This window comes from Maribacter spongiicola (assembly GCF_004364165.1).
Taxonomy (GTDB): Bacteria; Bacteroidota; Bacteroidia; order Flavobacteriales; family Flavobacteriaceae; genus Maribacter; species Maribacter spongiicola.
Window position 1 is genome coordinate 732,979 of record NZ_SOAY01000010.1, and the last position, 20,512, is coordinate 753,490.

Genomic DNA, 20,512 nt, shown 5'->3' on the forward strand with positions numbered 1-20,512 from the left:
TGTAGCATTCAGCGAACGTAAAAAGCTAAAATGAATATATACTACCTCGTAGTTTTACTATTTCTATTATTTTCTTCTAAAGCTAATTTTTTAGTGGAATCTAATTTGGCGTGGTTTGGTTTAGAGGTATTTATGATTATTGTAGCTTTTAAACTGAATAAAGTCAAGAAAAGAGATGTTCAATTTTTTCTAGTCAGTGCTGGTATCTTTTTTGTTTATATTTTATTCCGGTTTAAGTTGAACAAATTACCATCAGATTATTTTACTAGTGATGTCTTTTATTTCTTCAAATTTGTATTAACTGCGTATTTGTTCTGTTTAATTTTAAAAGAAAAGGCACTTTATTACTTGGTGAAAGTGATTACGCATTTAGCAATTATATCTCTTGTATTTTATGCGCTACAATTAATTCAGAACGGCGCTATTGTTAAAGCAATCGGTACTGCCTTTGAAAGTATTACAGTAAATGATGGGTCATTTAGGTATACTAATTTTGTCTTCTTCACTTTTGATGACATTCATTATTATAGAAATTCTGGCTTCTGTTGGGAACCTGGTGCTTTCGGTTCATTTTTGACTTTAGCGCTATTATTTAATTTTTTAATAAATGATTTTAAGCTGAATAAAGAGGCTTTCATAATTACGCTGGCAATTTTAACTACAGTATCGACCACTGCATATTTAGGCGTATTTCTATTATTTTTCTTAAGATACCGAGTATTAAATAAAGGTAGTAAAGTGACCATTATAGCTTTTGCTATTGTTTTAGCTTTAGCAATACCTAATGTCCCTTTTTTAGGGGAGAAAATTGTTGAAATATACGAGCAAGATATAAGGGATTTAAAGAGAATTGAGGAATTATCTACCTATTATGATGATGTGCAAAGACAAATTCCGCTAAACAGGTTTGCAAGTGTAATTTTTCTTTATGAGCAATTCGATTGGAAGTTGTTTTTAGGAGTAAGTAACCAGTATGACGAGTATTATAAGAATGAATTTAATGTCAATATATCAAATGGTATAATGGATTTTATAACCAAATTCGGGGTCGTAGGGCTTTTGGTGTTATTGTATCGTTATGGTGCGTTATGCAAGATGTATCTACGTAAAACCGAATATGTTATTTATGCTGTCCTGATTTTATTGATTCTGAGTTTTGGAGAACCCATATTAATGTTGCCTATTTGTGTCATCTTTATATTTTTGCCCGCATTTAAGAATCAAGATTTTTCAATGTTATCCTTTAAGTACAGAACAAAATATTTAGCATTGCAAAAACCTAATAATTTATAATGATAAAAAGGTTCAATTCCATAAGGGTACTTATTCAATCTTATTTCCAAGGAAATTCTAGGACTAACCTGTTGGTTAAAAATGTTTTTTCTTCGTTGATTTTAAGAGGCTTGGGTACGGCAATAAATTTCTTGTTCGTTCCTTTGGTAATTAATTTTGTTAATGCTGAACGATACGGTATCTGGTTGACCTTGAGCTCTGTATTGACATGGTTTACGTTGCTAGATATCGGTTTTGGTAACGGATTAAGAAATAAGTTTTCTGAAGCCGTAGCACTAGATGATATTAAAGAACAGCGGAAATTAATACATACTACGGCTGCTGTTTTAATATGTATTTCAGCGGTCATATTTATACTCAATGTGGTATTTACAGATCAGTTAAAATGGGATGAATTTTTGGGAGTAGATGCTTCGTACAGAACAGAATTGCAGCAGTTGGTTTTCTTGTTGATATCCTTCTTTAGTCTACAGTTCATTTTTCAAATTTATAACCCTATACAGTACGCATTACAGAAACCGGCAATGATTGCGAGAACAATTTTGGTAGGTAATGCGCTGGGGTTAATTGGTATACTGTATTTAAGAGAATTTTCAGAGCCTTCATTATTTAATTTGGGTTTTGTGGTTATGGGTAGTAATGTGTTGTCTATATTCTTATTTACAGCATATTTCTTTATCGTTCAAAGACGAGATTTAATCCAAAAAATAGAAAGACCGACACTAGAAACCTTAAGGGGTATTTTTTCTCTCGGTATCAAGTTTTTCTTTTTGAACATTGCCTATATGGTACAGTTTCAAACCAGTAACTTTTTAATAAGTAAATATTTTACGCCAGAAAAGGTGGCCGAATTTAATATCGCATTCAAGCTGTTTAGTGTGGCCGCTTTAATATTTGGCATCATACTGAGCCCGGTGTGGAGTTCGGTTACTAACGCACAAGTAAATAATGATTACAGGTGGATACGGAAACTAATAAACAAGCTACTACTCATTTGGGCCGTTATTGCCGTTGGTAGTATCATCGTATTATTAATAGCACCAACTATTTATAATTTATGGATCGGTGACATTATTACCATACCATTCATTACTTCATTAGGGGTGTTGCTAATTGTTCTGTCTAATTGCTTTTCAGAAATATTCATTAGCGTCCTAAACGGTATGGGTAAAGTGAATTTGCAATTTTACATGTCCATTTTGGTCATCATATTCTTTGTGCCTATAGCCTATTTCTTATCGGTAACATTAGAGTACGGAATTTTTGGAATTTGTATGGCCATTGTGATTACCAATGTCAACGGATTAATAGTCGCGCCGTACCAAGTGTATGTAGAGATGAGAAAAAATCGAAAGTTACCAGCTTAAAAAGTTGAAATAAAGTAGAGATGATGTCAACTAAAGAAAAAAAATTAATAACTGTTTTACTTACGTGTCACAACCGTAAAATGAAAACATATAGCTGCTTGCAGGCGCTATCTAAATGTACTTTAGATGATGGTTTCGAGTTGAATATATTCTTGGTAGATGATGGTAGTACAGATGGTACTACGGAGTATTTACAGGGTAAGTTCAATAACCTACAGATTATACAAGGATCAGGGAGTTTATTCTGGGCTGGCGGTATGCGTGCTGCCTGGAAATATGCCAATGAACACGAAAAAAATACAGATTACTATTTACTATTAAATGATGACACTATCGTTTTTGAAGATACCCTTACGAGATTGTTTAGTGATTTGGAATATGTAAATGAACCGAACAGCATTATCGTTGGGCCAACTTTGGATCCAGATTCTAAGAAGATATCCTATGGCGGACATCAACTTTTGAACAAGCTGACTTTTAAAAGTAAAATGGTCGTGCCTAATAATGAGTTTCCTCAAAAATGTGAGTTGGGCAATGCCAATATTATGCTGGTGCCAAATACGGTATATGAAGAAATTGGGTCCTTAACAGAAAGCTATACCCATGGTATTGCAGATTTTGATTATACGTTGAAAGCTTTGAAAAAAGGCATTAAAACATATATCTCAAGTGCATATTGTGGTTCTTGCACAAATGACCACGGGGTAAATTGGCTTCCTCAAGAAAGTAACTTAAAAGAACGTATTGCGTATTTGTATAGACCTACAGGTTTATCCTATAAAGAATATTTACAATTTATTAAAACACATTTTCCATTACACCTACCACAAGCATTTATACTGTTGTGGGGTAAAACCTTGTTCCCTATTATTTGGCAATTATTTAAAAATGAAGACTACTTAAAATGAGAACAACGACAACCACACCACAAGCACCTGTTCTTTTCATCATATTCAATAGGCCTGAACAAACAAAAAAGGTATTTGAAATGATACGAAAGGCGCAACCTAAAAAACTCTATGTTGCGGCCGATGGACCACGAAATAACGGTAAAGACGATGAGCGCTGTAAAGAAACTAGAGCTATCATAGATTTGGTAGATTGGGATTGTGAGGTAAAAACGCTATTTAGAGATGAAAACATCGGTTGTGGGCTAGGTCCAAAAACGGCAATAGATTGGTTTTTTGAAAATGAAGAAGAAGGTATCATTTTAGAAGATGACTGTTTGCCATCGGAAAGTTTTTTTAAGTTCTGTTCAGAGCTTTTGGAAAAGTATCGAGATAATAGCCAGATTATGCATATTGGTGGTTCTAATTTTCAGAACGGATATGTGTCCGATTCAGAGTATTCGTATTACTTCTCTTATTTCAGTCATGAGTGGGGTTGGGCTAGCTGGCGAAGAGCTTGGAAACATTATGATTATGAGGTGTCTACCTATCCGGAGTTAAAAAAGAAAGGATATTTTGATACGTACTTTTCAAATTTCATTGAGAAAAAATACCGACTTAGCAAGATTGAAAAAACCATCAACGCCAAAGAAGTCACTTGGTGGGATTATCAGTGGGATTATACCAAACTGATCAATTCAGGATTATCCATTATTCCGCATCAAAACATGATCAAAAACCTTGGTTTTGGTGAAGATGCCACGCATACCCTCAGTGCCAACGATGAGCGACAAAAGAACGAGGCACACGAAATCAGCTTCCCATTGCATCACCCTAATTTTATAATTAGAGACACAAAGGCAGATAGAAAATATTTTAACCGTTTTTTTAAGAGCACTATTCTACGTAGAAAAATACTAGGATTCTTAAGAATACCAGGGTATTCCGCGGAAGGCTAATTATAAGTGAATCGGTTGAATATGTAAGATTATACGGTTTATTAGTTATCTGACGGACAAGTAAAATTTAGTACGATAGGCTTTCTAGGTTCAAAATCGATATCGTCTTTATAGTCTATCAAATCAAAATTATGTTCAGGCCAAACTATATTTGTAGGATTGCATGAATTGTAAATTATACAATCTATTATTTTGTTGCCACCAGTATTTGCAGTGGTTCCAAAAGCAGCAAAAATCAATGAATTTGAGGTAGATTTTCCTCTGTTCTGCCCTAAGTCTCCACAAATAATTTGTTTAGCGCGAATTCTCGTAAAAGTTACGTTTTTAGACCCTTCTACTGAAGATGCCACACCATTGCCCATTTCTAAAAAATCGACATCTTCAACAATACCGCCATAACCACCTCGGGCACCTTCGGTATTTTGATCTTCAAATAATACGCCAACACCGGTAGGACTATTATTTCCTACAATTAGTCCTTTTTTAATTTGTTGTCCGCCACTTTTATAAATACTGATATTATCTTCGGTCCAAGCAATATCGCGGTCGTTAATTACAGAGAAGTTTTCTAAAAGCCCGCCTACGCATTTATCATATTGTACTAATTGACCTCTAGGAAAAGGTCCGCGCATATTATGCCCTTCAATATACTTTAAAACCGAATCATCGCACTGGTTTAAGCGAATACCGGTAGAACCATCTTCAACTCTAACATTGGTAATTACAATATTTTTAGAACCTATTCCTTCAATACAGTTTCTTTCAGCATCCTCTAACGGCCCTTTTGCAGGTGCATTTACGTACTTTATAGAACAGTTTTTTATGGTTAAATTATCTGCACTTGTAAATTTAATACCCATAAATGCGCCGGTATATTCAATAATGCAATTAGAGATTATTACTCCCGTATAATTATTGATTTCAATACCGTGTTGGTTAGTGGTTCTGATGTAAAGGTTCTCTATCCGTTGATTATTGGCAGTAACTTTTATAGGGCCAGAATCTTGTAAATTAGCTGTACAAATATTACCGATAATGCTTGGTATAATTTTGTACGTGGTTTTTGTTCCATTATCTGAAGTCACGGTATAAGATAATTCATGACTAAAATCTTGTGTTGTTTTAGATGTAGGGCTTACCGTAGATCCTGGTGAAATGGCTATAGTAGGTACCAATTGCTCAATAGGTATTACTAGGGGATCTAGTTCAATATAAACGGTCTTTGTATTTTCATCGAGAGTGCCAATAATATCTGTGGTTAAACCATCATTATCAACAGAAAGAAAACTAAAATTCGTGATTTTTGCATTTGGTATAGGATCAGATTCTTCAGTAGACTCATTTAATTCTTTCAACAGTTCCGTTTCAGAAGCACAAGAACTTAATTGTAGCATGGGCATTGTTACAGAAATATAAAATAGGAGTGTAGCGTATAAAGTTGTAGGTCTTATCATAGTGCTTAAGTATTCGGTAATGAATTTATAGTATAAAATTCATGATAAATTCTGTAAGGGTATTTAGTTAGTATATCGTTGTTCTACAATTATTTTGGGGAAAATGACTAGAACAAGCATTTTAAAGCTTTTAATTTTTAATTAAATGGGGTTGCTAAGATAATTTTATATTATTAATGCACAGGTTTTCAAATCTTTAAGATAAGTTAAATATGTATATGATGTAACGCATATCAATTTTTGTAAGATTAATAATACAGGTAAATGTAAAGTTATTTTACTTCTTGTAATCTAATCTAACGCTACCTGCGTTATACCTAAATTTTTCTGCATGTCAACAGAAGAAATTAAGGGTTGAAGGTGAAATAAATATATTTGTATCATCAACCATTAACCCCCGATATTATTGTAATAATTGTTGAAAATAGGATAAAATATTTTATAAATATTCAACTTGAAGAATTACAATTTCGGCTTTTTAGAATTTTACGATGAATACTGAAGTTGATTCAAAAGTCTTATGCCTTGGTTACCCAATTTATAATGCTCCACTTAGCGATCTGCCAATAAAATCTAAATTATTGGTAAGTACCATCAATCAATACTCGTATTGTATATCAGAAGAAGATGCGGTCTTCAAAAATGCGTTGTTAGCTAGTGATGTTATATTGCCAGATGGTGTCGGTATTGTTGCTGCCGCTAAATGGCTTAACGGGGTCTCCATAAAAAAAATAGCTGGTGCAGATTTTCATGAATATCAATTGAAAAGATTAAATGAAATACATGGCTCTTGTTTCTATTTAGGAGCGTCAGACCAAACACTTTCAAAAATTGGGAAACGATTAAAAAAAGAATATCCTAACGTTACTTTTGCGTGCTACGCTCCACCCTTTAAACCAAGCTTTACAGAAGAAGATAATGCGGCAATGATTAATGCTGTAAACAGTTTTAAGCCAGATGTCTTGTTTGTAGGTATGACAGCGCCAAAACAAGAAAAATGGAGTCATGCCCATAAAGAAGACCTAGACACTAAAATTATCTGCTCTATAGGTGCTGTATTTGATTTCTATGCAGGTACTATAGAAAGACCCAATAAAATTTGGCAAGATTTAGGGTTAGAGTGGTTAGGTCGTTTAGTGAAAGAACCTAAGCGTATGGGTAAAAGATATGTTTATTATGGCTTTGTATATGCGAAGTGTCTTGTGAAGGCGAAATTCTCTTCTAGTAAAAATTTGGAAGCCACTATAAGTTAGTATTCTAAATTCCTTTTTTGTAAAATAATCTTCATTAAGTTTTTAGTAGATAATTTTAGTACTGAATATTCTTACATTATATTCAGTAAGCTTAGCTTGTTTTAAATATTTTTTAATTTTTTAACTAAAAAATAAAGGTTTCAAGAAAAGTGTATGTGGAAGGTCTAAAAGACTTTAAACAACGTATTAATTAGGTTAATTTAAACGTTTTATTAGAAAATTCTCCCTGATTATAAAGCTGTTTAAATAATGAATTGTACTTTGATTATCAAATGATACGATTCACATATATCTTATTTCAATGAAATTTAGTCAGAATAGATTTTTACTTACGTATATATTTACTTGTGGCATATTATTTCAAGTGTCATGTGCAAAAGATGCTGATTTGTTGTCGGAGTACGTTATCAATGATGTAGGCGAAACTTCAGAGAATCAAATATTAAAAGACACTATAAAATTACCTGCAGATTTTGACTGGAGTACTATACCTGATGAATACAGTAATTCAGTGCTAGAAATTAATGACTCTTTCAATTTACATAATCAGCATATAGTATTACCCTCAAATGTTACGTTGTTTTTTAATGAAGGGCAACTTGAAAATGGATCTATAGAAGGTGATAATACACTCATTTCTACAGATTCAAGAGAGCCTATTGTAGAAGAGGTAACTTTTACCGGCACGTACGAAAATGAATACGTAATGCCATATTGGTACGGGGCGAAAATGGATGGTGTTACTGATGATAGAGCGGCATTCATAGAAACATTAGCCTATGCAGATTCATTAGGGTTAAAGGTCTTAGTAGATAAAGATATTTTTTTAGATGTAGAAGAAACTGGTAAAAAATCTATATTTCTAGAAGATAATACCTGGATTGAAGGGGCAAATGATGCTCGTATTATTGTTAATAATTTACTTTCACCGGCATTCATAATTGCTTTAGCTGAAAATATTTCTATTAAAAATATCACAATTTTTTATGATCAAAGCTATGACGCTAATTTCGGGTATGATAATCAAATGTCCATAGCCAATACTACACAACTTAAAAATTATCTAGTGGAGAATCGTGGTTTGGTATTTAATAATCAAAATCCCGTTTGGAAAGGTCAAGTGAGTTTTAGATATACAATTTTACTTGAAGCAGCACGAAATGTTTTGTTTGAAAATGTAAAAATGGTATCAAAAGGAACTACTGCAAATACTTTTATGGTCGGTGCAATAAAATTGAAAGAAGAATATAGTGCTAACCAAATTATTTCAAATAATTCAGCTCCTACATCAATTTGTAATCATATCATTTTTAAAAATTTGGAAATTGATGGAGCAATAATGGGTATACAGGGTATTGTTGATAATTTAACTATAGATGGTTTAAGGGGATATAGATATTCAGATGTACAAACAATAAATGGCGGTATGGTAGGGGGGCTAGATTATTGGATGCCACCACCACATTTAATTTATTTGAACAGTGGTAATTCTGAAAATTATATATGTAAAAATATTACGATATTAAATACCATTGACTATGGAAATTACGTTGGCACTTCAAATGTTAGAGAAGAAATAAGTGGTTATAGTAACTCTTTAAAATTGGTAGATTTTATTGAGAATGTTGTTGTCGACAATTATGCATCTTATAGAAGAGATGGTTTGGGTGATTGGGGTGGTATTACTAATGGTGTTTTTAGTAATATATATGCAGAAAGTAAGATTGATATTTTTAATCCTAATTTCAAGTTTAATTCTTTAAGATTTTTGGGTCCATTGAATAACATTTCAATTAATAATATGACTATAAAAGATAATTCAGAATCTATTGAAATATATCCAATGGATTATGCTTTAGGAGACAATGTGTCTATGGATAATGTAAACGTAGAAGTTAATATATTAAACAATACGGGTGCAGGACCCTTTGGAATAAGTGGCTCGAATAATAAAATCACGAATTCTAGCCTAAGTATTGAAGAGCATATCTCAACTCTGGAATATAGTCCAATTATATACCAAAATGAAACTGCATTAAAGACAGGTGATAATAATTTTTATGATATTCAAGTAAACGGTTGGAGGTTATTGGATATTAATCCCATAGAAAGATGTATACGAATAATACTTGCCAATAGTGACAACAGTAATAATTATGCTAAAGTTACTGACAATAGTAACAATTATATTATCGAACAAACCAATTCTTTAAGAAAGGATTTTTGGTCTCGTGATGAAACAGTAACTCTAGGTTCTGGAAATAGCATAAAATTAAATATGACAATACCAAATGGTTATGTTTTGGATAAATTAATTGTTCATACTTTGGAAGATTTGTCTGAAGGAACTAAGATATCTTTGGGGACAAAAAATTCTGAAAAACAAAATTTAATATCTACAATTTCTGAAAAAGTAGGTGTTGTTTCAAAAGATTTAGATGATGCTAATTTAATTGAAGGTATTAGTAATATTTATTTATTTGCTAATCAAGATTTTAATAATACAGGTAAAATTCAAGTTACAATTAACTTGGTTCGTTCAGCGGAATATTGATTTATTATTTTAGTTAGACGTATACTTTATAGTAGTTTTTAATTCATTTATCATTATTTCAGCTAGCTTTTTCTGACCACTATTACTTAAATGTATAACATCTCTATAATCTATGTTTGTAAAATTATAATCGAGTCCTTTTAATATTTTTATCTCATTTTTAGTAGCCCAATTCAAAATTAAACCACCTTGAGCATTATATTTTTTCTTTTGTAATTCTGATTTTTCAGGATGTAAGTATATGATTAACGGCAAGTCAAAATTTCTTGAAATTAATTTTAACTCGTCGAAGCCAGGATTAAAATTAATCCCATTTTTTTCAATGCCTTGATTTGCTTTCTCATCAGGGTCTAATTTTGTTTTTTTAGAAAAAACTTTTGTAATTCTAGGATTTACATAACGGTCTAAAAGTTCCCACCACGCTAATTGATACTGTTGTTTTGGGTAAGAGATGTGATTGCCAACTACTGGTTGAAAATCCATAACGTCAAATGCATCATGGCTGCTAACTACTAAAAGCATCGCTTTTGCGTTAAAAGTGCCATATTTTTTCAGATATGCCGAACAATTGTCTGGTCCCCAACTTCCTGATGAAATATTTAACATTTGTAGGTTTGGTAGCTTTTTGTTCACTATAGAGGTGGCAATACTATCTTGGTCAGACTGTACGCCTCCATAAATAACAGAATCACCTAAACCTAAAATCTTTGTTTTATTAGGATTTACTTCTTTGCTACGTTGCGAAAAAGAATTAAAGCTATATGTATTACCAAATCTTTTTCCATTTTGATTTGGTGCCGCAATATATTCATAAGATTCATCAGAGATATAAAGGGGAGCATCACAAAAACCCAAGAAAAAACGCAGGCTAAACTCTATGGTTATAGAGAGAAAGATTATTAAAATTACAATATTATATTTTTTTTTCATGTAAAAAGACTAAGTTCTGGTTATAATTATAGGTCAATATTGTATGATTTCTTTATATAATTTTTAATTTTAATTATATCTGACCCACAATTTTTTTTTATTTCGTACACTTTTGCATCTACCAAGGTTCTATACCACCAACCTTGTAAAAAATGCCATAAAAAGCCTTCTTTTCCTTGAAGAAAACCCATTTTAAAAATATATCTGTAGATGAAATAAATTAATGATCGCCAAAATAGAGGCATTTCGGCATATTTTTTCTTTTTATCTCTCTTAGATTGGGCATCTGCAGACATTAAATGTACTTTTTCTAAATCTTCATCTCTTGATATAAAATTATATTGGATATTAAGAAGCTCTACAGCTTCACGTGTTGCGTAATTATTATGTTTATCAATCCACCATCCTAATGGGTTTAGATTATGGTCTACAAAGTATCCGTCGAATAATATACTTTTACCTTTAATAAGAACAATGTGCTCATCCATCCATCGATTCTCGCAAATGCCATGTTTGTTTCTAAATAAACGTAACATCTTCATTTGAATCATGCCTTTGGTCATTAATTTATCTAGAAAATACATTTTACGTTCAAAGACAATTCCAGTAATTTCATTTTCTAAGAATAGAATTTTAGAATTAATTTCATCAATAAGACTTTCTGTCAAATATTCGTCAGCATCTAATCTAAAAACCCATTCAGTTGTAATAGGTAAATTTTCTAAACCCCAATTAAATTGAATAGCATGGTTATTTTCCCATTTATTTTGATACACCTTTGCACCCAATGATTCTGCTATTTCTACAGTTCTATCTGTAGAAAAAGAATCAACCAGATAAACAGATTCTGAAAATTTCAAAGCATTTTTAATACAGCGTTCAATGTGCTTTTCTTCATTATAGGTAAGAATAATAGTAGATATTGTATGCATTAGTCTTTGAAATTTCTTTTCTTAATGAATTTTGCAGGATTGCCACCCACAACTGTCCAAGGTTCTACATCTTTAAAAACTACCCCTCTTGCACCTACAACAGCACCCTCGCCAATGGTTACACCAGGGGCTATAAAAGCTTCAGCTGCCACCCATGCAAATTTTGAAACAGTAATTGGTAAAGTGTATAGGGGGTGGCCTTTAAGATTAAAATCATGAGTTCCAGTACATATATAGGAACGTTGGGATATAATCGATCGATACCCTAGGGTAATTTTCCCCTGTGAATATAAATCTACACCATTTGCTACGCCTACTTGATCATGGATTTCTAAATTCCATGGTGCCCAAATTTTCACTTTTGGGTAGATGTGAACACCCTTACCAATTTTAGCACCAAAAAGCCTAAGTATGACTGAACGCCATTCATGAAAGGGTTTGGGTGAATATTTAAATGCAATTAGATATGTGAAGTTCCAAATAAGTCTTGCAAATTTGTTTTTTAACGAAAAAGAGGAACCAGTATAGGTATCTACATTATGCATAGTTTATACCACTTAGAAATTGTTGAGCAGCTTTGGCTACTGTAAAATAGTTTTCATATACCTTAAAAGCATTCTTAGACATTTCTAATTTTTGAGTATCACTAAAAGTTATCCATTCTTTAAGTAAATTATACGTGTCATTCTCGGTATCTTGTTTGACTATGCCGCCATTTTCTGTTTCTATTTCTCGCCAAATATTTACTTTATTGCTAATAAGTACCGGTTTTGTACAAGCTAATGCTTCTACAACAGCAATACCAAAGTTTTCTTGATGACTAGGTAATATAAAAACCTCACTCTCGTAAAATGCACCCCATTTGGCATTACCCTTTAGCATACCTGGAAATAGTATATTTTTAGACGAAGATGCTAATTCTTGCATTACGGTACCATAGCCATCTTCTAAACCTGGTCCTGCTATAACAAGTTGAGGCAAATTATCAAGTTCTTGTTCTAATTTTAAATACGCTTTAATTAAGAGGTCTACTCCTTTTTTAAGGTGTATTCTGCTTAAAAATAGTAGGTGTCGTTTGCCGTTCCAACGCGATACTTTTTTTGCAAATGCCTCACGCATTTCTGATTTATACGCTGGTGGTGGTTGTATGCCGTAACCTACATTTATCTCTTTTTTAGGTTTGTAATTAGGAAATGTAGTTCTTGCTAATAGTAATTCTTCCTCACAGGTGAATAATATACCGTCTGCCTTATTTACTACATTGTTCTCTATTAGTTTCCAATAGATATCATTTCGTAAGGCTTTTAATTTACGGGACCCTGCTTTTTGAAAATATGGGTCCAACATACCATGTGGCATTACAAAAATCTTTGGTGAATTCTTATGTATAGTATTGAAGGCTTTTATGGCAGCATGACTATGATATAACCAAAGACCATGAATTATTATAGCGTCATATTTAGTATGATTTTTTATAAGCCAAGGTAATAGATTTTTATTGTATTGCCATGGTGTCTTTGCTTCTCCGAGGGCATGAATAACAAAAGAATCTTGCCCTAAATAGCTTGATGTAGCGGCATCCAAGCAAACGACTTCATTCGTTATTCCTAAATTTATTAATTCAGGTATTGCATTACGAATACCTTGACAAGGACCACCTTTCTCTGGCTTCATACTAGGTATAATTCTTAGTATTTTCATTCTTTGATTAAATTTTGATACAACTCTACATATTGCTTTGAAATGTTTTTAATTGAAAATCTTTTAGCATTTTTGAGACCATCTTTTACAAGGTTTTCTCTATATATAGGATTTTTTATTATTTCAATGTATGCTTCTTTTAATGAAATTATGTTATTTGGAGTTACAAAAGCAGCTGCATTACCGGCAACTTCAACTATAGGTTCAATTTTTGAAGTCACGACGACTCTACCGGTTTGTTGTCCCTCTATAACAGGCATTCCAAAACCCTCGTAAATAGAAGGGAAGTTTACTATATCGCAATTAATATATTCCTGCCTAATTTCTTCGTCTGTTAAATTCAAAATACAGGAGTATTCTACTTTAAATTTTTCTAAAAGGTTTAACTGTATTTCATTTAATTTTCCAATGATTCTTAGATGACAGTTTATATCCGCTAAGGCCTCAATGGTCATATTTAAATTTTTATTCCATCCGGTGCCAATATGTAAAATGATTGGCTTCTCTTCGTTAAAGTTCTTTGGGGAATAGGTAAAAATTGGATCTACGGCATTATGAATAACCGTTAGGTTATCTGCCTTTATCTTATTTAATATATTTTGTTTTGTTTCGTTTGAAATACATACAACTTTGTCTGCAATTTTCACAGGTAGATACAACCAAAAAAGCCATTTATAGCAACGTTTAATTGGATTTTTAACATTATCTAAAAAGACCAAGTCATGTATAGTTAGTACGGTTTTTACACCAAAAAGCGCTAATAATACATCATGAATATGACCTGTTACATGGTGTATTGCTTTCGTATCACGTTTTTTAAAGGTATATATGTTATTATTTAAAAGGTCGTTAGGCATTGACCCTAAATACGGCATTTCATAAATGTTGATTTCTGAGGTCTTTTCTAATTCATTTACCAATGTTCGAAAAACACGATGTATAGAATGACCTATTTTAGGATGCCTAAAAAAATAAATGATTTTCATTTTAAAAATTCGATTCAAATTTTATTTAAGCGGGCTTGAGATTATGGCGCTTTTTAATATTTTTATTTTTGAAAAAATCGTTCCAACCCAAATCATTAAAACTCGGTCCTTGTGTGGCTTCAGAAAAAGCAATACCAGCCCCGTAACCATTCCATTCCATAATAACTACTTCATTTTTATCATCAATAACGACATCCCAGCCAATTAGCTTGATCATGGGCATTTTATTTTGTAATTCTAAAACCTTAGCTACGCAATTATCATAATAGGGGATAGTCTTATCTTTAAAAGCAGTGTTACTATCTGGGTGAGCATCCATGGATTTAAAAGAACTACTATACCCAATTTCTGACAAGCTACCAGTTGTAACATCTATAGCTACTAATACTTGGTCGCTAGATTGCACATGTGTTTGTTTTGTTCTTCCTAATCTAAGCAAAGAAGCTCTTAAGGAGGCTTTGCCTAATGTGTCAATTACCGTTGTAAGGCGCAAGGTAGCGACCGCATCTTTACAAAACTGATTGAAGAACTCATGTTGAATTATAAAAGGCTGTATGACTCCATTTCCATTTTTAGCGACTTGTTGTGCATTAAAATTATTCTTGTCATAAATATGTATTCCAAGACCTTGATAACTGTAATCTAATTTGCTGATAACTTTAGTATTATTGTACGTGCGATTTCTTTTTATGAGTTCGTTAATTTCTTTTTCTGTTCTAATCTCATAGTTAGAAGAGAACCATTGTCCATTAATATAATGTGCCAAATCTGGACAAACCTGGCTGTTAAATAATTTATTCGCAAAAGGTTTTAAAAATGAAATTTTCCCATAGTCGCCTTGTATTTCAGGTATAACCAATTTTCCAAAATAATTATCGGGCAACCAACCTTCTTTAAATTCTCCATACATGTGGGTGTATACGTATAACCAAGGCGCGAATCCTTTCCATCCTAAAATATCTTGAGCGTATTCTTTTGCTAACTTTTTTGAAGTTAAATCAAGTTTTCCCTTTTCTAATTCGATATTTTTTAAAAGTTTGTTTGCAGTCTTATTAGATGAATAGTGGTATTTAATACCTAAAGACTTTTCAAATAGTTCTTTGGCTTTTATCTTTAACTGTTCAGATGAATTCATACTCTAAATGTTATTTAAAGATCACTTATAATAAATGGAGATTTTTTTCCTACACGTGTAACGTGTTCAACTTTTTCATGTCGTACAGTTATTTCAAATCTAGCTCTTTGTTTGAGTAAGTGAACCATTGCATCTATTTCAACTCCAGTCTTTTCAGCTTTTCTAGGAACGTAAAAGATACAGACCGAGTAATCTTGCTGTTGTTGTAATTGAATCTCTCTAAATAGTTTCATATGCCCATCGAACATGGCCATTAGATGTTCCCCTTTTATTTGAAGCCCTGATGGAGTTACGATCTGTTTAGATTGTCGACCTTTTATATTATCCATAAGTGGTAACGACCGCCCACATGCACATTTACGGTCAAGATATTTGCCTTCATCACCAATTTCATATCGTATTAAAGGAAAGGCAAAGTTGGTTAGATCTGTTAAAAGAACTTTACCAGATGTATTAGCCGGTACTGGTTGATTATTAGCATCTACAAATTCAATATGAACGGTATCTTGCATAATATGTAAACCATTTTGCTCTGGGCATTCAGCAGCGATTAACATAATTTCAGTATTTCCGTATTGATCGCAAACCGGGGCCCCAAAAGCTTTTTCCATTAATTGCCTTTGCTCTTCAAATAGTGGGGCAGAAGTAACCCAAACCATTTTAGGTGGATGAATTTTTATTTTATTGTCTAGCAAGTAAAGAGCAAACTCAAAGACAACATCTACATAGCCTTGTAAAAGTGTAGGCTTTATCTTATTAAAGGTTTTAACAAATGTGGCTAATTGTTTACTACTTGGATTTGCAGCCGCTAAAAAAACTCTTTTGGTAGGCCACCACATTATACTATTTGCGATACGTTCCCAAAGTGGTTTTTTAAAACGATAGATAAAGGCTTGATTTTCCCATGGCTCAATTCCCCACCAATTTAATATACGCCATCTTATAGGAGTTTCAGGGTGTCTTTTGTCGTGTAAAACAGAAACTGATGGTCCGGTGCTACCTGAGGTACTAGCCTTTCTGCATTTATTAAGATTAACATTGCTAGACTTAATATCTTCAAAATTTAAACGTAATTCATCTCTAGTTAGAGGAGGAATCTTTAGAAAATCGTCATTTGTAGCTAATTCTATATTAGAAAAATCTAGGTGGGCATATTTTTTTTTGTAAAAATCAGAATATTTTATAGCATGTTTAAATAGTTCTTGACGCTTTTTAAAATTTAGTCCATCTAAATCTCTTTGTATTAAATTTTCATTTGACTTTTGGTACAAGCCTACAATTTTGGGACTCAATATTTTTGTCTTAATTGAAAAAAGCAATTTTGAAAACTTATTTTGCATAGTAAAATGGAATAGGGCTCTTTGTATCTTTTTTTATAGATGTAGAATGTAAGGGGTATTGAATGCCTTCAATAACATGATGCAACTGAAATAAATGTTGATATGATTAATTTTAAATATAATCAGTATTGCGAAACAATGTAATATAAATGGTTGTTTAACAGCCTTTATCGACGAAATACGCAATCAAGAAACGAGTTAAGCAGTAATTTTTTCATTGAATTTATGCATAACAGTATCAATGGCTAAAAACCGTTCTGCATATGCACGTGCTGCTTTTTTAATATCTTGATTATCTAACTCGCCAAGCCCTATTAAAATACCTTTATCTAATGCTTCTTGATTTTCTGGAGCAACTAAAATACCCATCCCATGTTTACTAACTACGCGGTATAAACTAGAGTTGGGGTTTGCTGTAATTAAAGACAAACCACCTACGGCAAGTATGGTTGTTAACTTTGAGGGCATAACCAAATCACTAGCTTTTTCTTTCTGAATGACTAAATGTAAATCGGCAATATTCAAAAATTTATTAAAGCATTCTTTGGGTTGCAGAGGTGTAAAATGAACATTGTTTAAGTTCATGTGTTCTGCTTTTTCTTTTAAAATTTGTTTATAGGGGCCTGTTCCACAAATTATAAATTGTAATTTTTGATGAGCTGCTAAATTTTTAGCAGATGTTAATATGGCATCTAAACCTTGTTTTTCTCCTATGCCTCCAGAATATAACACAATATAGTCTGTAGGTTTAAATCCGAATTCTTCTTTTAGTTTAGTGGTATCCTCAATCGGGTAAAAGTTTTTGGTTTCGGTCCAGTTTGGAAAAAATGAAATTGGTTTTTGTGCTTTACGTTCTATTCTTTCGATCATACCATCAGAGATGCTGCTGATCACATCAGTATTTCGGTAAATATATTTTTCGATGCCGTACAAAGTTTTTAAAAGTTTTGGAGACTTGATCATGCCCAAATCTTGTGCAGCTTCAATTTGCATATCTTGAATATGATGTATGTGCATGGCGCCTTTAATTTTTTTATAGAAAACACCCAATAGACCAAATTGAAAAGAAGGGGCAACTGTAATGATTTTACTATATTTTTTGGTAAATAAAAGCGGAATACCGGCTAAGAAGGCTGATATGGAGAATGAGGTGTCTAAAAGCATCCTTTTAGCTCCACTCGGCTTGTTGGGTACATACATGGGGCAACGTATTATTTTTAGCCTGCCGCCAGATTCAAAATTTGTTACCTCCTTTTTATACCAAAAACGATTTTTTCGATAGGGCTCTTGTACTTTCCAATAGGGATAATAGGGGTACGATGTCAAAACGGTACATTCATGCCCTTTTTCAGCTAACCAATGCATCATTTCTCCAGAGTATTTTCCGATTCCGGTTAGTTCTGGCGTAAAATTATAACCGACGAATAAAATACGTTTTGTATTTGTTTCTTTCATGATAGGTTTTTTAAAAGATGGGTACAATGGGAACTAGATTAGGGCAAATTAGTATTTGCTCAGAATTTTAATGCGCGTAGTTGAGGTTGATGTAGATAGGGTACGCTTCTGCTATTATTTTATAATTTCGTTGTAAAAAGATGCTATTTGATTTAAAATTCTTTCTTCTCCAAATAATTCTGCCTGTCGCAATCCTTTTTGTATTAGAATATCCTTCTCTTTTTCGGATAACTGTAAAGTTGTTTCTAAAATCTTGGCAGATTCGCTGGCCCATACTAAAACCTTATCTGGTGCTGGGCAACGTTCAATATAAACAGCAGCCTCACCACCAACTTCATTCATAGGGGCTTCATTAGTGGTAATTACGGGACAACCAGAGGCCATGGCTTCTGCAACAGGCCAACCAAAGCCCTCTGTTAGAGAGGGAAATAGGAATAAACTACAACCTTGATAAGCTTTTAAAAGCAATTCATTTTCAACTCTAATTAAAAAGTGTATGTCTTCTTTATACGGTGATCGATCATAACTTCTTCGTATGATTTCAGAGGGTTCATAGCCAATCATTAAAAGTGGCAAAACTGTATTTGTTTGTCTTCGCCATGCATCATATAAAGCGACAACACCAGTTCTGTTTTTGTAAAAATCATTACCCCCAACATGCATTAAATATCCATTACTAAAATCAACATCTAAAAATTGACTTATATAATTTCTAGCTTCTACTATGTTTCCAGTTTTAAACATGGGGTCTAGAGCATTGTATACTTGCTCAATTTTTCTTGGTGTTTTATGTAAAAAATGAATAAGTTCTTGTTGGGTATTTTTTGATATACAGATAAAATTATCAGCTTTTGAAAATCCCTTAAATATTAAGTTTTGGTATATTTTACCTGACCAGCTTGTAGGGTTTTCAATCATTAAGCCTAATGAAGATTTCAAAGCAGTAAAATCATGACAGTGCACTACATGGTTTTTGTTTTTTAAGACCGGCATCCACATACCTAATGCCTGATCGGTGATGACATATAATGTATTTTTGGGTAACCTTTTATTTTCCAAGAATAACCATATTGGAAAAAGTATAAAAGAATCAATATAACGCAGCCACTTTTTTAATTGTTTTGGCATACCATCTTTGCTAAGGATAGCTTTTGGACTTATTATTTGAGTTTCATGACCTTTTAATTGAAGACCATCACTTAAAAATGAGCAATAGCGTTTCATGCTATATCCTCTAAAATGTTCATGATGGGTTAGGAGAATAATTTTCAATATTTATTAGAGTTTAAGATTCTCCTAATAATACAAGTCTGCTTGTTTTATTTCTGTTTAAAAGATAATACAATGCGGTTGGTATTAATAAAGAGATAAATAATATGAACCATTGATTTGTATTGGGTTGAAAATGTAAAATTAGATACCTGATAGGTAAATGTAAATACATAATTATCATTGAGGCTTTACCAATTACAGCGAGTAATTTGAATTCTGGAATTGATTTAAAAAAGCTTATTAAGCAAAAAGCAGATAAGGTGCTAATAGCTATACCTAATAATGGAATACCATAATTAGCTTCTTTAAGATTAGTATAAGATTCGGGTATTATGTTGGTTGTGATAAAATAAAGAATACATAAAATTAATATAGAAACTAATGCGGGTAATGTTTTATTTTTTATCAAAGTCTTAAATAAAAACCCTATGAAAAATAGAGGGCATGTATATAAACATATATTAAGACTCCAGGGTATGTTGAAATTGAATATAAAGTCGTCCAAATAGGCTAAAATTAACATTAATATCATTACTAGATTCAATATTCTCACTTTGAGAGAATTTAAGAGATTAAAAATTTGTTGGGTAAAGAAGAGGCAAGTTATAAACCAGAAAACTCCAGTCCATGCATATAAAAATGGGCCACCTAATAATAATCTACCAAAGTATTCCATTACAGTTTTGTCTTCAAAATACATCTGTACTGCTAAGATGGGAATCAAATACACAAAATAGGGGAGTAGGAGGTGAATTGATTTGTGTTTTAAGTATACTTTTTTTGGTTTAAATTTAAAGAGAAATCCGCTAATCATAAAAAAGGTAGGCATTCTGATTATGGTATTAAAAGTGTTATCTATGCTGCCATCAATAATAATATGACCCATGGCTACCAAAATTATCATCAAACCTCTTGTATTATCTATCCAAGTGAATCTTGGTTTTAAACGGGTGTTCATTATGCCGAAATATTTTAAGGTGGAATTATATTTAGA

17 protein-coding genes are annotated in these 20,512 nt (G+C 32.4%); 6 read left to right on the forward strand and 11 right to left on the reverse strand.

The genetic code is table 11. The features are described 5' to 3' along the window. The first annotated feature begins 30 nt into the window (after positions 1–30). From CLV90_RS03750 to CLV90_RS03765, 4 genes are read left to right on the forward strand one after another with little or no spacing between them, the layout of a single operon-like run. Positions 31–1,293, forward strand: coding sequence for a hypothetical protein (locus tag CLV90_RS03750; RefSeq protein WP_133686168.1), 1,263 nt, complete (start codon positions 31–33; stop codon positions 1,291–1,293). After that, positions 1,293–2,660: a lipopolysaccharide biosynthesis protein gene (locus CLV90_RS03755; protein WP_133686169.1), complete on the forward strand. Its 1,368-nt coding sequence runs from the start codon at positions 1,293–1,295 to the stop codon at positions 2,658–2,660. Before CLV90_RS03750 ends, CLV90_RS03755 begins: the two co-directional genes overlap by 1 nt. A gap of 23 nt (positions 2,661–2,683) precedes the next feature. Then, the gene (locus CLV90_RS03760) at positions 2,684–3,568 is read left to right on the forward strand and encodes a glycosyltransferase family 2 protein (RefSeq protein ID WP_279586545.1); all 885 of its coding nucleotides are present in this window, start codon (positions 2,684–2,686) and stop codon (positions 3,566–3,568) included. Next, the gene (locus CLV90_RS03765; protein ID WP_133686171.1) at positions 3,565–4,506 is read left to right on the forward strand and encodes a nucleotide-diphospho-sugar transferase; all 942 of its coding nucleotides are present in this window, start codon (positions 3,565–3,567) and stop codon (positions 4,504–4,506) included. The genes CLV90_RS03760 and CLV90_RS03765 overlap by 4 nt, the downstream gene beginning before the upstream one ends. Positions 4,507–4,547: 41 nt before the next feature. On the opposite strand, the gene CLV90_RS03770 is transcribed toward CLV90_RS03765, so the two are convergent. Next, positions 4,548–5,960 (reverse strand): right-handed parallel beta-helix repeat-containing protein, encoded by a 1,413-nt coding sequence (locus tag CLV90_RS03770; RefSeq protein WP_133686172.1) that lies wholly within the window; start codon positions 5,958–5,960, stop codon positions 4,548–4,550. A 491-nt stretch (positions 5,961–6,451) separates the two neighbouring features. Here CLV90_RS03770 and CLV90_RS03775 point away from each other — a divergent pair, with 491 nt between their 5' ends. Both CLV90_RS03775 and CLV90_RS03780 read left to right on the forward strand, forming a co-directional pair. After that, positions 6,452–7,213 carry a WecB/TagA/CpsF family glycosyltransferase gene (locus CLV90_RS03775; RefSeq protein ID WP_133686173.1) on the forward strand — a complete coding sequence of 254 codons (762 nt, stop codon included), beginning with the start codon at positions 6,452–6,454 and terminating at the stop codon, positions 7,211–7,213. A 301-nt stretch (positions 7,214–7,514) separates the two neighbouring features. Continuing rightward, entirely contained in the window at positions 7,515–9,767 is a 2,253-nt protein-coding gene (locus tag CLV90_RS03780; protein WP_133686174.1) for a hypothetical protein, read from the forward strand. A gap of 9 nt (positions 9,768–9,776) precedes the next feature. Here CLV90_RS03780 and CLV90_RS03785 read toward each other — a convergent pair whose 3' ends face one another. The 10 genes from CLV90_RS03785 to CLV90_RS03830 all read right to left on the reverse strand — a co-directional run bounded on the left by CLV90_RS03785 (position 9,777) and on the right by CLV90_RS03830 (position 20,476). Further along, positions 9,777–10,697, reverse strand: coding sequence for a hypothetical protein (locus CLV90_RS03785; protein WP_133686175.1), 921 nt, complete (start codon positions 10,695–10,697; stop codon positions 9,777–9,779). A 26-nt stretch (positions 10,698–10,723) separates the two neighbouring features. Further along, positions 10,724–11,629: a glycosyltransferase family 2 protein gene (locus tag CLV90_RS03790; protein WP_133686176.1), complete on the reverse strand. Its 906-nt coding sequence runs from the start codon at positions 11,627–11,629 to the stop codon at positions 10,724–10,726. Beyond that, the gene (locus tag CLV90_RS19515; RefSeq protein WP_133686177.1) at positions 11,629–12,174 is read right to left on the reverse strand and encodes an LbetaH domain-containing protein; all 546 of its coding nucleotides are present in this window, start codon (positions 12,172–12,174) and stop codon (positions 11,629–11,631) included. Before CLV90_RS19515 ends, CLV90_RS03790 begins: the two co-directional genes overlap by 1 nt. After that, complete coding sequence (locus CLV90_RS03800) at positions 12,167–13,330, reverse strand: glycosyltransferase (RefSeq protein WP_133686178.1); 1,164 nt, start codon at positions 13,328–13,330, stop codon at positions 12,167–12,169. Before CLV90_RS03800 ends, CLV90_RS19515 begins: the two co-directional genes overlap by 8 nt. Further along, a complete protein-coding gene (locus CLV90_RS03805) occupies positions 13,327–14,316 on the reverse strand; it encodes a glycosyltransferase family 4 protein (RefSeq protein ID WP_133686179.1) in 990 nt (329 codons plus the stop codon). Before CLV90_RS03805 ends, CLV90_RS03800 begins: the two co-directional genes overlap by 4 nt. A gap of 25 nt (positions 14,317–14,341) precedes the next feature. Continuing rightward, a complete protein-coding gene (locus CLV90_RS03810; RefSeq protein ID WP_133686180.1) occupies positions 14,342–15,451 on the reverse strand; it encodes a sugar-transfer associated ATP-grasp domain-containing protein in 1,110 nt (369 codons plus the stop codon). A gap of 14 nt (positions 15,452–15,465) precedes the next feature. Beyond that, a complete protein-coding gene (locus CLV90_RS03815; RefSeq protein ID WP_208295088.1) occupies positions 15,466–16,722 on the reverse strand; it encodes a phenylacetate--CoA ligase family protein in 1,257 nt (418 codons plus the stop codon). A gap of 267 nt (positions 16,723–16,989) precedes the next feature. Then, a complete protein-coding gene (locus tag CLV90_RS03820) occupies positions 16,990–18,246 on the reverse strand; it encodes a WcaI family glycosyltransferase (protein WP_133686182.1) in 1,257 nt (418 codons plus the stop codon). Positions 18,247–18,360: 114 nt separating this feature from the next. Continuing rightward, positions 18,361–19,518 (reverse strand): glycosyltransferase family 4 protein, encoded by a 1,158-nt coding sequence (locus CLV90_RS03825; RefSeq protein ID WP_133686183.1) that lies wholly within the window; start codon positions 19,516–19,518, stop codon positions 18,361–18,363. Between the two features lie 13 nt (positions 19,519–19,531). Further along, entirely contained in the window at positions 19,532–20,476 is a 945-nt protein-coding gene (locus CLV90_RS03830; protein ID WP_133686184.1) for an acyltransferase family protein, read from the reverse strand. Positions 20,477–20,512 lie beyond the last annotated feature (36 nt).